Source organism: Microbacterium testaceum StLB037, from assembly GCF_000202635.1.
In the GTDB taxonomy this organism is placed as follows: Bacteria; Actinomycetota; Actinomycetes; order Actinomycetales; family Microbacteriaceae; genus Microbacterium; species Microbacterium testaceum_F.
Window position 1 is genome coordinate 1,071,231 of sequence record NC_015125.1, and the last position, 14,832, is coordinate 1,086,062.

General features: G+C 71.2%; 17 protein-coding genes. 6 read left to right on the plus strand and 11 right to left on the minus strand.

Features of this window, described 5'->3' with window-relative positions; translation table 11 throughout:
- Positions 1-64: 64 nt before the first annotated feature.
- The 4 genes from MTES_RS04935 to MTES_RS19500 are packed head-to-tail and all read right to left on the minus strand — an operon-like array spanning position 65 to position 2,290.
- Complete coding sequence (locus MTES_RS04935; RefSeq protein ID WP_013584104.1) at positions 65-541, minus strand: hypothetical protein; 477 nt, start codon at positions 539-541, stop codon at positions 65-67.
- A complete protein-coding gene (locus tag MTES_RS04940) occupies positions 538-1,401 on the minus strand; it encodes a hypothetical protein (RefSeq protein ID WP_013584105.1) in 864 nt (287 codons plus the stop codon). The genes MTES_RS04935 and MTES_RS04940 overlap by 4 nt, the downstream gene beginning before the upstream one ends.
- 21 nt (positions 1,402-1,422) lie before the next feature.
- Complete coding sequence (locus MTES_RS04945) at positions 1,423-2,100, minus strand: GTP pyrophosphokinase (protein WP_013584106.1); 678 nt, start codon at positions 2,098-2,100, stop codon at positions 1,423-1,425.
- 49 nt (positions 2,101-2,149) lie between these two features.
- Positions 2,150-2,290, minus strand: coding sequence for a hypothetical protein (locus MTES_RS19500; protein WP_013584107.1), 141 nt, complete (start codon positions 2,288-2,290; stop codon positions 2,150-2,152).
- 119 nt (positions 2,291-2,409) lie between these two features.
- Between MTES_RS19500 and MTES_RS04950 the strand changes: the two genes are divergently transcribed.
- Positions 2,410-2,745 carry a hypothetical protein gene (locus tag MTES_RS04950; protein WP_013584108.1) on the plus strand — a complete coding sequence of 112 codons (336 nt, stop codon included), beginning with the start codon at positions 2,410-2,412 and terminating at the stop codon, positions 2,743-2,745.
- Positions 2,746-2,748: 3 nt separating this feature from the next.
- On the opposite strand, the gene MTES_RS04955 is transcribed toward MTES_RS04950, so the two are convergent.
- Entirely contained in the window at positions 2,749-3,066 is a 318-nt protein-coding gene (locus MTES_RS04955) for a hypothetical protein (protein ID WP_013584109.1), read from the minus strand.
- Between the two features lie 112 nt (positions 3,067-3,178).
- Here MTES_RS04955 and MTES_RS04960 point away from each other — a divergent pair, with 112 nt between their 5' ends.
- On the plus strand, positions 3,179-3,496 hold the full coding sequence (locus tag MTES_RS04960; RefSeq protein WP_013584110.1) for a hypothetical protein: 318 nt from the start codon (positions 3,179-3,181) through the stop codon (positions 3,494-3,496).
- A gap of 4 nt (positions 3,497-3,500) precedes the next feature.
- Here MTES_RS04960 and MTES_RS04965 read toward each other — a convergent pair whose 3' ends face one another.
- Positions 3,501-4,019 (minus strand): MarR family winged helix-turn-helix transcriptional regulator, encoded by a 519-nt coding sequence (locus tag MTES_RS04965; RefSeq protein WP_013584111.1) that lies wholly within the window; start codon positions 4,017-4,019, stop codon positions 3,501-3,503.
- Positions 4,020-4,156: 137 nt separating this feature from the next.
- Here MTES_RS04965 and MTES_RS04970 point away from each other — a divergent pair, with 137 nt between their 5' ends.
- A complete protein-coding gene (locus MTES_RS04970; protein ID WP_013584112.1) occupies positions 4,157-4,645 on the plus strand; it encodes a MarR family winged helix-turn-helix transcriptional regulator in 489 nt (162 codons plus the stop codon).
- A 28-nt stretch (positions 4,646-4,673) separates the two neighbouring features.
- Here the strand turns inward: MTES_RS04970 and MTES_RS04975 are convergent, their stop codons facing one another.
- The gene (locus MTES_RS04975) at positions 4,674-4,913 is read right to left on the minus strand and encodes a DUF3072 domain-containing protein (RefSeq protein WP_043361034.1); all 240 of its coding nucleotides are present in this window, start codon (positions 4,911-4,913) and stop codon (positions 4,674-4,676) included.
- 79 nt (positions 4,914-4,992) lie between these two features.
- Between MTES_RS04975 and MTES_RS04980 the strand changes: the two genes are divergently transcribed.
- Together MTES_RS04980 and MTES_RS04985 are read left to right on the plus strand one after the other, a co-directional pair.
- Complete coding sequence (locus tag MTES_RS04980) at positions 4,993-5,955, plus strand: alpha/beta fold hydrolase (RefSeq protein ID WP_013584114.1); 963 nt, start codon at positions 4,993-4,995, stop codon at positions 5,953-5,955.
- Between the two features lie 95 nt (positions 5,956-6,050).
- Positions 6,051-7,154 (plus strand): FUSC family protein, encoded by a 1,104-nt coding sequence (locus MTES_RS04985; RefSeq protein WP_013584115.1) that lies wholly within the window; start codon positions 6,051-6,053, stop codon positions 7,152-7,154.
- Between the two features lie 163 nt (positions 7,155-7,317).
- Here the strand turns inward: MTES_RS04985 and MTES_RS04990 are convergent, their stop codons facing one another.
- The 3 genes from MTES_RS04990 to MTES_RS05000 form a co-directional block, all read right to left on the minus strand.
- Positions 7,318-10,146, minus strand: coding sequence for an aminotransferase class III-fold pyridoxal phosphate-dependent enzyme (locus MTES_RS04990; RefSeq protein WP_013584116.1), 2,829 nt, complete (start codon positions 10,144-10,146; stop codon positions 7,318-7,320).
- A gap of 83 nt (positions 10,147-10,229) precedes the next feature.
- Positions 10,230-11,585, minus strand: a complete 1,356-nt coding sequence (locus MTES_RS04995; RefSeq protein WP_013584117.1) for an APC family permease — start codon at positions 11,583-11,585, stop codon at positions 10,230-10,232.
- 16 nt (positions 11,586-11,601) lie between these two features.
- Positions 11,602-13,218 (minus strand): amidohydrolase, encoded by a 1,617-nt coding sequence (locus tag MTES_RS05000; protein WP_013584118.1) that lies wholly within the window; start codon positions 13,216-13,218, stop codon positions 11,602-11,604.
- A 170-nt stretch (positions 13,219-13,388) separates the two neighbouring features.
- On the opposite strand from MTES_RS05000, the gene MTES_RS05005 reads away from it, so the two are divergent.
- Complete coding sequence (locus tag MTES_RS05005; protein WP_013584119.1) at positions 13,389-14,012, plus strand: TetR/AcrR family transcriptional regulator C-terminal domain-containing protein; 624 nt, start codon at positions 13,389-13,391, stop codon at positions 14,010-14,012.
- 12 nt (positions 14,013-14,024) lie between these two features.
- Here MTES_RS05005 and MTES_RS05010 read toward each other — a convergent pair whose 3' ends face one another.
- On the minus strand, positions 14,025-14,828 hold the full coding sequence (locus MTES_RS05010; protein ID WP_013584120.1) for a DUF1206 domain-containing protein: 804 nt from the start codon (positions 14,826-14,828) through the stop codon (positions 14,025-14,027).
- Positions 14,829-14,832 lie beyond the last annotated feature (4 nt).

Below are 14,832 nucleotides of genomic sequence, written 5' to 3' on the forward strand. Positions count from 1 at the left end.
GATAGACCAGCGTTGTTGCCGCCTCTCGCCGTCTCGACGCCGTTGACACCCGGGGCGGCCCCGACTATGCGCGCTCCGGGGGATGACGCAGCAGCTCGACGCGTTCGTCGAGATACCGCGCGAGCGGCATGAAGCCGCCCGCCGCGCTCCAGCGCACGAGTGTTTCTCCCCCGCGCACCGCGAGGGGCGCGGACCGCTCGTCGAGGGTGGACAGGTCGATCGGATGCCAGTCGATGTGCACGGTCTCCCCCTCCGGCACGCCTCCCCGCGCCGCGGCCGCCGAGAGCTCGGCCCTCCGGCGCTGTGATTCGGCGGCGAATCCGCGCCGGACCTCCGCACGCGAGCGCACGATACCGCCCGTGGCCAGGACGGCCTCCTCGGTCAGGAGCAGGACGCCGAGGTGCCACGCGGTCCCGCGCGGCACGATCCGCGCCGGACGCGGGATGCCGAGCACCCGGCGCCCCTCCTGCAGTTCGCCGAGTCTCTCGCGCGGCGCATCGGCCAGGCGGGCGCGCACGTCGTCCCAGGGATCGCCGGTCATGCGTCCGACTCCTCTGTCCGCGCGGCCTCGGCGCGCTCGACCGCGCGCTGGGCGGCGCGGGTCGCCGCCACCGCGTCCTTCTGCTCCTTCTCCCGCTGCGCGACGACCGTGTCCGCCTCGGCGGCTTCGGCCTCGGCGCGCGCGAGCTCGGCCCGCAGCCCCTCGACGCGTTCGCGTGCCCGGTCGGCGCGCTCCCGCGCCGTCGCGACCCTCCTGTCGGCCGCCGCGTTCTCGCGCGCCGCGTCGGCATGGGCCCGTTCCGCCTCGCGCACCGCCCGTTCGGCGGCTTTGCGCGCGCGGCGCGCGGCGAGATCGTCCCGGGGAGCCGCCGGAGTCAGGGCCTCGGGCATCGACCCGGCGACGGCGTCACCGAGGCCATCGTCGACCTGAGCCAGGTCGATCGGCGAGACCAGCCGGCCGGTGAGCACGGCCGCGGCGACTCCCGGATCGACGACCGCGGCGTTCACGGTCTTCTCCACGGCTTCCGCCATCGCCGAGCTGAGCGGCGTCCCCGCCTCCGCGGCGAGCTCACCGGCGCGCCGCGCCAAGGCCGTGACCAGCTGCCGCCGTTGCTTTCCCAAGCGCGCGAGCTCGGTGGCATCCAGGTCGTCCTGCGCCTCCCGCAGGGCGTGCGAGAGCTCGACGGCTTCACCGAGTCGTCCGTCGCGGACGAGCAGGTTCACCGCCCACGCAGCGACGGTGGGCTTGCGCAGCTTCGCGATCCGACGTCCGACGGTGCCGGACACCGCGGCGGCGCGCTCGGCACGAGCCGCGGTGAAGCGGGCGGGCGGGAGGGCGAGCAGCTCGACGGCGGCCTCGTCCAGGAGCGCGTCGTCGTCGCTTCGCGCTGCGCCGGTCATTGCTCCATTCTGACCCTCGCGTCAGAGGGAGACCACCCCGGGTCGGGGTCCGCGGATCTCACGGTGGAGGCGCTCCATGCGCGTGTCGAGCTCGGCGGCCGTGTCGGCGGCATCCTTCAACTGGTCGAGGAGGTCGGCGGGCACGAGACGGTCGTACTTGTAATAGATCTTGTGCTCGAGGCTCGCCCAGAAGTCCATCGCGATCGTGCGGAACTGCACTTCGACGGGCACCTGCACCCGTCCGGTCGAGAGGAAGACGGGAACCTCGACGATGACGTGGAGGCTCTTGTACCCGTTCGCCTTCGGGTTCGCGATGTAGTCCTTCACGTCGCGCACGGTGATGTCGTCCTGCTGCGTGAGCAGGTCGGAGAGGCGGTACGCGTCGTCGATGAAGCTGCACGTCACGCGAATGCCCGCGATGTCGGTGATCGCGGCGCGGATGGAGTCGAAGTCGGTGTCGATGCCCTTGCGCCGCACCTTGTCGACAAGACTGTCGGGCGTCTTGACCCGGCTCGAGACGTGCTCGATCGGGTTGTAGTCGTGCATCTCCTGGAACTCTTCGCGCAGGATCGCGATCTTCGTGTCCACCTCGGCGAGACCGAAGCGGTACTCCATGAGGAATCTCTGGAACTCGTCGCGCATGGCGCGCAGAGCCGCGCTCGAGACGGTGATCTGCTGATCGTCCAGCGAATCGGCCATGCCGCCGACCGTACCGAAGGCAGATACGAGGCGCCTGTGAGGGTGGGCGTCAGGCGCGCGGCGGCTCGGCTTCTCGCGGCACGAGTTCACCGTCGATGACGTCGATGCCGACGAGGCCGTCGAAGACGTCGGGCAGGTCGGCGGGTTCCTCAGCGGGTTCGATCGGCGACGGGGGGTGTCGGTCGTTCACGGCGCTGTCCTTCCGTGGGGTGTCTCTACGGTGACAGCACGCGTCGGTGGGCAGGGGTGGCTTGACACGTCCGGACCGACGACGTATCTCCCACGGACACGCGCGGTTAGTGTGGAGGTATGGGGACGATCATTTACGGAAGCTCGACGACCGTTCATATCGAGGATCGCGCTCTCGCGCACCTCAAGGTCGTCATCTCGACGAAGCTGCGCCGCGGTGAGAGCTTCACGCTCTCGTGGCGTCACCTGGACGACGAGCCGCGGGGGCGCAGCACGCTCTGGCTGCACCCGGCGATCCCGCTCCGTTTCGTCTTCGACGACGCCGAGCCCACCAAGCTCAGCCGCGAATGGATCGAGCGCCTGTCCGAGTCGGCGAACTCGTCGGGCGGCATCATGCTCGTCGCCGAGGACATCGCCCCGTCACGCGACGCGACGACCGACTCGTCGGCGCGCTGAGGCTCAGCCCTCGTCGGGCGAGCTGTCTTCGGAGGGCTCCGGGGTGATCGCCAGACCGTTGGGGCCGGATGCCGCGAGCATGAGGTCTTCGACCCACACGCGGTTGATGCGCGGCTGCCGGCTGCCGTAGAAGTGGAACTGGATCGGCACCGAGGGGTGCATCCAGAAGCTGCGGCGGCCGCTGCCGTCGCCGACCTCGACGTCGAACATGAACGACTCCGAGCGACGCAGCTTGTTCATCACGACGATGCGCAGGTGCGCGAGCGTGCGGTCATCGATGTCGACGGCGTTGGCGACGGTGTCGTAGATGAATCTGCCCATGGGGTCGAGCCTATCCGAGGAACGCAGATTCACCCGTTTGGCGCGTGCCACGTCCGCGGAGGGGAATCAACCCCTTCGAGCGCGGCTCGACGATCTCGGTAGCGTTCTTTCCGTGGGAACGCTCTACTACGGCGACGTCGCGACGCCGATCGAAATGGAAGACCGCGCGCTCGCGCACGTGAAGGTCGTCATCGCGACCAAACTGCGCCGCGGGGAGAGCTTCACGCTGTCGTGGACCCACGGACCCGGCCAGGAGGTGGGCCGCAGCACGGTGTGGCTCCACCCGTCCATCCCCCTGCGGTTCGTGTTCGACGAGCCGGAGCCGGCACTGCTGAGCCGCGCGTGGGTCGAGGAATTGGCGAACTCGGCGAACTCGTCGGGTGGCCTTCTCATCGTCCCGGAGCCCGGGACCGAGACCCCTCACTCCTGAGCCGTCAGTGAGCGGTCTCCTCGACGGGGTCGACCTGGTCCACGGCATCCTGTAGGCGTCCGAGGCAGGCGATGACGATGTCGCACTCCTCGGGTGTCATGTCGGACACGGCCGCCATCATGCGCGTGTGCATCGAGCCGAGCGTCGCGCGCACCTCTTCGTCGCTGGCCGCGGTGGAGACGATGCGGATGCTGCGACGATCCGTGGGGTGCGGGACGCGCGTGACGTGGCCGGACCGCTCGAGACGGTCGATGATCGCCGTGGTGGAGGCGGTCGACACCCCGAGGTAGCGCGTGAGCTCCGCCGGCGTCACGTGACGCTCCTGTCCGGCCGCGCGCAAGAGGTAGCGCAGGACCAGGAGGTCGGTCTCGCCCATCGACATCGCCTCGCGCGTACGGCGGCGCATGGCGACCTCGGCGGCGCGGTACACGCGGAAGGCCTGAAGGACCTCGACGGCACGACGCCGACGATCTTCCTCGGTCGCGCCATACCAGTAGCGCGACGACTGCGAGCCGTCTTCCACCCCGGCATCCTATGTCAGCCTCGCTGTCCAGGCCCCTGCCGCTGCGCGAGGTGGACGGGTAGCATGGGAAAGATACGTCGGCGGACTAGTTGATAGGACAGCGAGACAGTAGCTCGTCAAGGTTCCCGGGAGGTGACATGCGGCGCACGGCCACGGCAGATGACGTGGTGAAGGCCCTCAGCGACCTCACCGACTCGAGCGCGATCTCGGAGCGCGCCGCCCTGCAGTCCCTGGGCATCGGCCCCAACGATGCGAAGGTGCTGCGTTTCCTCCTCGAGCGCAGCGAAGACGACGACCCGGTGACTCCCCGCCTGCTCGCTGAGATGCTCGGGATCTCGTCCGCGGCGACCACCACGCTCATCGACCGACTCGCGGAAGCGGGATGGGTCGAGCGAGAGCCGTACCCGGGCGACCGGCGGTCGATCGTCGTGCGCGCGACCATCGACCCGGAGTCGCCGGCACGTCGGGTGCTCTCCGTCCGCCGAGCCTCGGTCGCCGAGGCCGCGTCGAAGCTCGGCGCCGCCGAGCGTCGCATCGTGGCCGACTTCCTCGACGACATCGCGCGCGTCGAGAAGCAGCACGTCGACCGCATCGCGTCGGCCGACAGCGCGTCCCGCTCGAACTGACGGGCAGAACGAACGGGACGCGGCGCGGTCAGGCCGAGTCTCGACCCGTGGCCGACTGCAGACGGTCGATCTGCTCGGACGCCTCGGCCTTGGTGAGGTCGGCGGGGATCTCTTCTCCGGCTTCGCGCGCCAGGGTGTCGAGGTAGCTGCGCTGCGGCGCGGTCATCGGCTCGTCGCCGGTGACCCAGTCCGACGGGTCCTTCTCGGCGGGGTTGTCGCTCTCGCGGGCGGCACCCAGGGTCTCTTCTTCACGGGAGGAATCGCTCATGGCCCCGAGGCTAGGCCGGGCATCCGACACCGGCTGCGGGATTGACAGCGCGCTCAGGCGGGTACGGCATCCTGGATCGATGACGAACGACCCCCCTCCCGCCGACGTCCAGGTCGAGACCTACCGACGCGGATCGGCGCGCACGCGTGTGACGCGGGTGTCCACGGGGGCGGACACCGGACGCGCCTTCGTCCTCGTCGCCGGAATCGGGGTCGCGTCGAGCTACTTCGAGTTCCTCGCGCCGCTGTTGGCGTCCGAGGGCGAGGTGTACGCGCTCGACCTTCCCGGTTTCGCCGGGGTCCCGGCATCCGGAGATCAACCGACGGCCGCATTCTTCGCCGACCAGGTCGAGGGGGTGCTCGACCACTACGGTCTGCGCGACCCCGTGCTCATCGGCCATTCGATGGGGACGCAGGTCGTCACGGAGGTCCTCACGCGTCGGGAGCTCTCGCACGCGGTCCTGGTGAGCCCCGTCGTCGATGAGGGGGAGGCACGGGTGGGTGTGCAGGCTGTCCGGTTCGCGCAGTCCACCGCGCGCGAATCGATGCACATCGCCCTGCTGGCCGTCTCGGCGTACCTGCTGTGCGGATTCCTCTACTTCTTCGAGGCGCTGCCGCACATGCTGCGATACCGGATCTCGGATCGCATCGTCGAGGCACGGGCGAGCCTGCTGCTCATCCGCGGCGAGCACGACCGCCCCTCGCCGCGTCGCCTCCACTCGCGGCTCGTGGCCCGCGCGCGCTCCGCCCGTCGGTGGGAGATCGAGGGCGCCGCGCACTGCGTCGTCAACAGTCACGCCGTCGGCGTCGCGCGCCTCACGATGCGGCACGTCCGCGACGAACTCGCCGCGAAGGGCCGGATGCCGGCCGCCGAGGCCGCGGTCCCTCCCGCGCAGCACGCGGACGTGCGGATGGTGCTCGGGGCGATGGCGAGCCGTCTCGCGGAGTGGATCAGCGCGGCACGAAAGGACGAGTCGGGCGTGGAACGCGCGAAGGCGCAGCACACGCGCGTCCTCTGGGAGGCGTACCGGCCCCGCCGCTAGCTACCCCGTGCGGCCCGGGACGGCAACCCCCGAGACCGAGAGGCCCCGCGCCCGGAGCATGGGACGGTGCTGTTCCCCCCTCGCCCGACCCGCTCATGAGACTCTCCCCCTCGCTGGATCCGCGGCGGTGGTGGACCGACGCGATCACCGCCGACCGTCTCCTGCTCGCCGCCAAGACCGCCGCGGCTGCCGCCCTGGCCTGGTACCTCGCGCCCTTCGTGCCTCTCGCGCAGAGCGAGTACTCGTACTACGCCCCGCTCGGCGTGCTGGTGAGCATGTACCCGACCGTGGCGCGGTCCGCGTCGAGCGGCGTGCAGGCCGTGGTCGGCCTCGCCCTGGGCATCGGTCTCGGCCTCGGGAGCCTCGCGGTGGTGGGTACAGGTGTCCCGCGCATCGTCGCAGTCGCGATCGTCATCCTGATCGGTGTCCTGCTCGCGGGGGTCCGCGCGCTCGGCGTCGGCCGGGACTGGGTGGCGATCGCGGGACTCTTCGTCCTGCTCCTCGGCGGCGCCGACCCCGACGGCTACTCGTCGTCGTACCTCATCACGATGGCGTTCGGCGTGCTGGTCGGGGTGGTGGTGAACCTCGTCGTGGTTCCCCCGCTGCGGATCAAGCGGGCCGACGATCGGCTCGGGCAGCTCCGCGACGAGCTCGGCGAGGCGCTGCGCCGTATCGCGGACTCGCTGGCCGGTCACACCTTCGATCCGGATGCCGCCGACACCGCGACCGCGGGGCTCATGGGCACGCTGGCCGACGTGCGCGAGGAGGTCGAGCTCGCCGACGAGAGCCGTCGCTACAACCCCCGCGGGCGGCGCCTGCAGGCACCGCGCGACCTCAATCGCCGGCGGCTGGACGCCCTGACCGGAACCGCGGATGCGACGCGCGAGCTGTCGGCATCCCTCTCCCGCCTGACCGCCGGGCCCGACGTCGAGACACGCATCCCCGACGACGCCCGTCGCGCCCTCGCCGGAGCGATCGAGGCGGCGTCGCACCTCGTCACCACTCCCCCGGAGCCGACGGCGACGACGGAGCAGCTGCGGCAGGCCGAGCGGGCACTGACCGACTACACCGACCACCTGCGCACCCTCGCCGCGCAGGAGGAGCCCCTCGACGCGTGGGAAGCGGCGGTGAGTCTGCGGCGCGTGATCGCGGCCTGCGGACCGTTCTCGGATCCGGATGCCGACACGGCGACGCGGTGACGGGGGAGCAGGACCGGCACCGCGCGGCATCCGCTGGCGGACAAGTCACCGTCGCGCCGTGATCGCCGTCACCAGAACAGGGGATGCGCCGAGAACAGGGCGTATCCGCTCGCGCGGCCCTGTGCCCGTGGCATCCCCTGTTCCGGTGACACGCGCGCCGCGATCAATACCCCGTCGACAGCACCCGGTCGAGCATGTCGACGAAGTAGTCGGCCGAGTCCTGCGTCACGCACAGCGGCGGCTTGATCTTCAGCACGTTCTGGTGGTCTCCGGTGGGCTGCATGATCACGCCGAGCTCGAGGAGACGGTCGCAGATCGCGGCGGTCTCCTCGGTCGCGGGGGCGAGGGTCTCGCGGTCGCGCACGAACTCCAGGCCCAGGTAGAGCCCCGACCCGTGGACCGTGCCGACGATCGGATGCCGATCCCCGAGGGCGGCGAGACGCGCCTTGAGGTGACCACCGACGATCCGCGCGTTCTCCTGCAGCTGCTCCTCGTCGATGATGTCGAGCACGGCCGTGCCGACGACGGAGGACAGGGGTGACCCGCCCGTGGAGGAGAAGAAGTAGCCCTGGGTGCGGTAGCGGTCCGCGATCTCTCGGCGCGTGATGACCGCGCCGAGAGGGAATCCCGCGCCGATCGACTTCGCCACCGCGACGATGTCCGGGACGACCCCCTGCTGGTGGAAGCCCCAGAACCAGGAGCCGAGGCGGCCGAAGCCCACCTGCACCTCGTCCGCGACGGCGAGACCGCCGAGCTCGCGCACCGTGGCGTACACCTCTCTCAGGTACCCGTCCGGCAGGGCGACGCCGCCGGCGTTGCCGTAGAACGTCTCGCTGAGGAACGCGGCGGGCGCATGCCCCTCCGCGGCGAGCGCGCGCAGGCGCGCGACGGCCTCGGGCGCGTAGGCCGCGGCATCCGCACCCCGGTGACGACCGCGGTACGAGTTGGCCGCATCGACGGTGTGCACCCAGTCGGGACGCGTCTCGAGGGCGTTCGGGTTGTCGGCGATCGAGGTGGACACGGCGTCGCTCGCGTAGGTCCAGCCGTGGTACGCCTCGGCCATCGCGACGACATCGCGACGTTCGGTCGCGGCCATCGCGAGGCGGATCGCCAGATCGACGGCCTCCGACCCGGAGTTGACGAAGAACACCGTGTCGAGCTCGTCGGGGAGGGTGGATGCCAGACGCTCGGCGTAGCGCGTGATGGCGGCGTAGTGGAAGCGCGAGTTCGTGTTGAGCAGGCGCGTCTGACGGGCGACGGCGGCGGCGATGCGAGGGTGCGCGTGGCCCACCGAGGCGACGTTGTTGACCATGTCGAGGTAGACGCGACCGTCGACGTCGACGAGGTACTCGCGCCACCCGCGCTCGATGCGGGGCGGGCGGGCGTAGTAGTGCTCCTGGACCTCGGCGACGACCGCTTCACGGCGGTCGAGCAGGTCGAGGAGGTCGTCCTCGACCTCAACGGGAGCGTCGACGCCGAGCGCGCGCGTGGCGTCACCGACGACGGCGCGCCACCCGGGCAGGTCGGCGGCCGGGATCGTCGCGGGCACCTCGGCCGGGTCGAGCGTCGTGAACAGCACGTCGATGCGGGCCCGGGCGGGAGCCTCGCCGTCGAGCTCCGCCTCGCCCTGCCGCACGCTCAGCCCCTCCGGGACCTGCAGCGACGTGGGCTGCGCGAACCACACGGCGGCGGCGGTCGGCACGGTGGCCGGCGCGTTCGGCGTGCGCGACGGTGCTCCCAGCAGCACGGGGCGCAGCGCCGGAAGGACGACCACCTCGGCCCGCTCGTCGAGCAGGCGCTGCGCGGCCCGTTCGACGGCGTCGTCCTCGAGCCACGCGCCCTCGTCGGCGAGCGGCGACAGGGTCCCAGCATCCAGGATCACCGCCCGGTCGGGCTCGGGCAGCAGCGCGGCGCCGGTCCACTCGGGGTGCGCCGCGGCGGGGCGTCCGAGGGCGTGCCGGATGCGCGCGGTCGCGACCTCGATGGGCACCGCGGTCGCCCGGCGGAGGATCGAGAACTCGCGGTCGAGCGCCCCGCTGGCGTAGTCGTTCGCCTCGTCGAGCCGCACCTGTTGGCGACCACTCAAGACGAGGACGACCCCGCGCAGCACGACGAGCGGCCAGAGCGCGGTGATCTCCTCGTCGGAGAGCGGACGACGACGGTCGAAGGCCGCGATCGCGGGGAGCGCGGTGCGGTAGGAGCCCCCGGCGTGGTGCAGCACCGAGGAGACGGTCACGGCGATCTCGCCGACCGCCCACGAGTCGATCACGTCGCCGAAGTCGATGACGGCATCCGGAAGGGTCTGGATGCCATCGGGGCGAAGCACGTTGTCATCGGTGACGTCGTAGTGCCCGAGCTGCCGCGGGAGCGCGTCGGCGACCGGCGCGAGCGCGGCGAGCGCGCGGGCGGTGGCCTCCGCGGTGAACGCGCGGACGTCGGCGTCCGGCTCGGTCTCGGAGATCTCGGCGATCGCGCGTTCGGCGTGGCGGAGGTCCCACTGCAGGACACGCCCCGAGGCGGGGTGCGTCTCGTGCGCCAGAGCCACGCTCACGGCGGCCGACAGTTCGCCGAGACGCTCGACGACCCGGGGCGACAGGTAGCCCGATCCCGTCAGCGTCCTCCCCGACACGAACGAGATGACGCGCGCGTGCAGGCGCCCCTGCGAGGTCTCCCACCAGCCGGACATCGGTCCGCGGGGGCCGTCGACGATCCGCGGGATCCGCAGGGACGGTTCGGCGCGCGCGACCACCGCCGCCGCGGCATCCTGCATCTCGATCTCGGACTCGCTGAACACGGGGTTGCTGATCTTCAGCACGCCGAGCGGTTCGCCGCCCGCGGCCGGAGCGACGAGGAAGTTCTGGTCCTGCTGGCTTCCGAGCGAACGCAGGTCGACGTCGACCCCGTAGACCTCGCGCATCAGCGCGCGAGCCTCGTCGGTGGGGAGGGTGGGGGTCGGCAGCTCGCCGTGAGCGAAGTAATCGAACGAGGTCATGTGGGGCTCTCGGGTGGGACGGGGTGGGAGTACGGGAGGCGACGCGGCATCCGGACTCGTCCAGGATGCCGCGTCGCCGACGATCACGCGGGGATGCGCTCGGGCGTCTCGGCCTCGTCGTCGAACTCGACCTCGGGCGGGCGGCGACGGAACCCGCGCGTGAGGACCGCGAGCCACACGACGCCCACGCCGATCCAGACGAGTCCGACCGTGAGGGCCAGCGGCGACAGGCTGAACCACAGCCAGGCGGTGAGCGCGAAGCCGAGGGCGGGGAGCACGCCGTAGCGGAAGACCGCGGCACCGCCGCGGAGCCGCTGGTCGATGAGGAAGTGCTTGATCACCGAGAGGTTGACGAGCGAGAACGCGGCCAGGGCGCCGAAGCTGATGAGCGAGGCCACGGTGTTCAGGTCGGCGAAGAGCGCGGCGAGCGAGACCACGCCGACGAAGATCGCCGCGCCGATCGGCGTCCGGTAGCGCTTGCTGAGGCGGGCGAAGAAGCGCGGGAGCACCCCGTCGCGTCCCATCGCGAACAGGATGCGCGCGACGCTCGCCTGCGAGGCGAGGGCGGCGGCGATGCAGCCGGCGATGTAGGCGATGAGGAAGAACAACTCGAGCCAGCGACCGGCGGTGACCTCCATGATCTGGTTGGCGGCGGCATCCGGGTTCTCGATGTCGGCGACGTTCGGGATGACGAGGGTCGACACGTACGCGATGACGGTGAAGATGAGTCCGCCGATGATCGTGGTGAGGATGATCGCCCGCGGGACCGTGCGCTGGGGGTCACGAGCCTCCTCGGACAGGGTCGAGATGGCGTCGAAGCCGAGGAACGACAGCGCGAGCATCGCGGCACCCGCGAGCAGGCCCGGGAACGTGAGCCCGGCGTCGTAGAGCGGCTGCAGCAGCGAGACACCGGGGTTCTGCAGGGTGTGGAGCACGGCGCACACGACGAACACCGCGGCGAACACGAGCTGCAGACCCACCAGCACGAGGTTGGCGTTGCGCACCACCGTGATGCCCACGATGTTCAGCCCGGTGATCAGCAGTACGCCGGCGAGGGCGAAGACCCACGGCGGGATGCCGGGCAGCTGGGCGTTGAGGTAGATCCCCATCAGCACGTAGTTGATGAGCGGGAGCAGCAGGTAATCGATCATGAGCGACCACCCGGTGAGGAAGCCGACGTGCCCGCCGAACGCGCGACGCGCGTAGGTGTAGGCGCTGCCCGCGCGGGGGAACGCCTTCACGAGGGCGGCGTAGCTGAAGGCGGTGAACAGCATCGCCACGAGGGTGACGAGGTAGGCCGTCGGCACGTGGCCGCCGGTGGTGACGGCGACGAGGCCGTACGTGGTGAAGACGGTCAAGGGCACCATGTAGGCGAGACCGAAGATGACGAGGGAGGGGACTCCCATGACTCGCCGCAGCGAGGTGTCGGAGGAGGTCACGGTTTTCCTGTTCGGGTCAGAAAGAGCGAGTGGAAGCGGCCCCGGCGAGCGCCGGTGCCGTGAAGGTGCGGATGCCTCGCCGCCAGGTTCCGCGGATGCGGGCGTCGGCGATGCGGTCGGTCGGCTCGCGTCGGATGTCGCGGTCGAGCCAGACGAGGTCGGCGATCATGCCGGGGAGCAGAGTGCCGCGGTGGGCATCGTCGCCGGCCTGCCACGCGACGCCGCTCGTGGCGGCATCCAGGGCTTCGTCGAGGGTGAGTCGTTCTTCGGGCTGCCAGCCGCCGGCGGGCATGCCGTCTTCGTCCTGCCGGGTCACCGCGGTGCGGAGGCCGAGGAGGACGTCCGGCGAGGTGACCGGCCAGTCACTGCCGAAGCTCAGTCGGGCGCCGGCGGTTCGCGCGGCGCGCATGCGGTACTGCCGTTCGCGCTCGGGGCCGAGGCGCGGCAGCGTCAGTTCGGTCATCACCGCGTCGGGGACCGCCCACTGCGGTTGGAAGCAGAAGGTCACGTCGAGGTCGGCGAGACGCGGCAGATCTGCCTGGTCGACGACCTGCGCGTGCGCGATGGTGAGGCGACGGCCGCGGCGAAGGCTCTCTCGGATGCCCTCGGCGGCGCCGATCGCGGCGCGCACCGCGGCGTCGCCGATCGCGTGGAGGTGGATGTCGAACCCGGCTGCGTCGCACGCGGCGACCGCGTCGCCGAGCTGCTCCGGCTGCCAGTTGGGCAGGCCGCGGGTGTGGGCGTCGTGGTAGCAGTCGAGCAGGTGCGCGGTGTGGTTCTCGAGGATGCCGTCGACGAAGAACTTCACGGTGCGTGCCGTGAGACCCTCCACGCCCGCGATGCCGTCCGCGGCGCGACGCAGCTCGGCCAGCTGCTCCGGCCACCGCTCGGGATCGGCGCGCAGGGCCAGGTCCACGTCGACCGCCAGGCGTCCCCGACGGGCCGCGGCGACCCACGCGGGGACGTCGTGGAGCTCGGTCCAGGCCTCTTGGGCCCACGCGATCCCGTGCTCCGCGAGGCGCTCGGTGGCCCAGGCGAGCGCCTCGACGTCCGCCTCCACCGCAGGTTGCGGGGCGTGGTCGAGCACGAGGTCGATCGCCGTCCGCTCGACGAGCGTGCCGAGCGGAGATCCGTCGGGGCGACGCACGATGCGCCCGAGCGCGGGCTCGGGGGTGTCGGCATCCAGTCCCGCCGCCCGCAGGGCCGCGGTGTTGGCCCAGACCGTGTGATAGTCCCACGAGTGCAGGACGACGGGACGCTCGGCCTCCCCCTCGTCGAGCCAGCGCGCGTCGAACATCCCGCCCGGCACGATCGTGGCGTCGTAGCTGCCGCCGATGAGCCACGCGTCGTCGCAGGTCTCGGCCCACGCGCGGACGCGCGCGGTGATCTCGGCAACGGAGGTCGCGTCGCGCAGCTCCGGGCCGCGCCGTTCGCGCCCGGCCAGCAGGGGGTGGGCGTGACCGTCGCGGAAGGCGGGGAGCAGCATCCCCCCGTCGAGGTCGACGATCTCGGCATCCGTCGGGATCGGTGAATCACCGGATGCCACGACCCCGTCGATCACGACGAGTCGGTCGACGTCGGCCGTCGACCCGTCGACACGGATCGCCCCGTTCGTGAACACCACGACCGCCATGGAAACCTCCTCGAGACCACGCTGAGAGAAACATACAGCGTAGGTTTTAGGAACGCTACGACGTTTTCCGAACGGGCATCCGCCGTTTCGCGGACTCGTCACGAACCCGATACACGGCCGAAACGCGCGCATCGCGTAACGTGGTCGGACCCCGACCGAAAGGCCCCACCGTGCCCCGGCCGTCGCACCCCAAGCTGTCGCGCGAAGCGATCGCCCGCGCCGCCCTCGCCCTCGTCGATCGCGACGGCAGCGACGGCGCGAGCATCCGCCGCGTCGCCGATCGCCTGAAGGTGCACCCGACGTCGCTGTACAACCACGTGCCGAATCTCGCAGCGCTGATCGAGGACATCCGGGCGCTCGTCTCCGCGCGCATCGACTCGTCCCCGCTCCGCGAGGAGGAGTGGGAAGAGGGCCTGCGCCGGTGGGCGCGGTCCTACCGCGACGCCTTCCGCCGCCACCCGCGGACGATCCCGCTGTTGATGTCGCACCGCTCGTCGGTGCCCTCGCTGATGTCGCAGTACGAGGACTTCGCCGTCGCTGCGGAGCGCGTGGGCTGGACGAGCGACGACATCCTGCCGCTTCTGACGGCCTTCGAATCGTTCATCCTCGGCAGCGTGCTCGACATGTCGGGCCCCTCGGTGATGTTCGACCCGACCGGTCAGGAAGAGAGCGTCCCGCGCTTCGCCGCGGCCTACGCCACCCTCGTCGACCAGGACCCCGCCGACCCGGTGGCGACGCGGGCGTTCGAACTCGGGCTCTCCCTGCTCATCGCGGGAGCCCGACCCCGACGCTGAGTCGGAACGACCTCACATGCGCGCGAAGCGCGCGCGGGCGAAGCAGAAGAGCCCGTACAGGATGAGCCCGGCTCCGACGAGCCACAGCACGATCTGCCCGAACGGCAGCGCCGCGAGCGACCGCAGCGCGGAGTCGAGGCCGCCGGCAGCCGAGGCATCGTGAGTCAGTGCGGCGACGACGAACAGCACGCCCGCGACCCCCACAGCCACGCCCTTCGCGATGTACCCGATCATCCCGAAGGTCCGGATGCCGCGCCCCGCCGTTCCGCCCGGAGTCGACAGGTGCTTCTCGAACGCCTTCGTGAACCCGCGCACGACGAACGCGACGCCGACCGCCGCCACGCCCAACCCGATGACCACGAGCAGCACGACGCCCGCGGGGTTCGACAGCAGCGTCGCGCTCATCGTCTGCGACGACTGCGACGAACTGGAGCTTCCGCCCAGCGCCACCGTGAGCGCGGTGACCGCGATCGCGGCGTAGGCGACGGCGGTCCCCACGAACTTGGCGCGATGCGCCCAGCGCTTCTTGGCATCCGGGTCCTGTTCGACGATCGCCTCGGCGACCTGCCACACGGCCAGCGCGGCCAGGCCGACGATGATCACCCAGAGGAGCGCGACCCCTGCGGGAGCCTGCGCGACTTTCTGCAGCGCTCCGCTCTGGTCGGCGCTGTCCCCACCCGATCCGGTGGCGATCGAGATCGCGATCACCCCGATCAACAGGTGGAGGAGACCGAGCACGACGTATCCGACGCGCGCGGCGACTTCGAAAGCGGTCGAATCCTGCGCCCTGTTCGCGGCGGCCGAGGGGGAAGTCATCCCG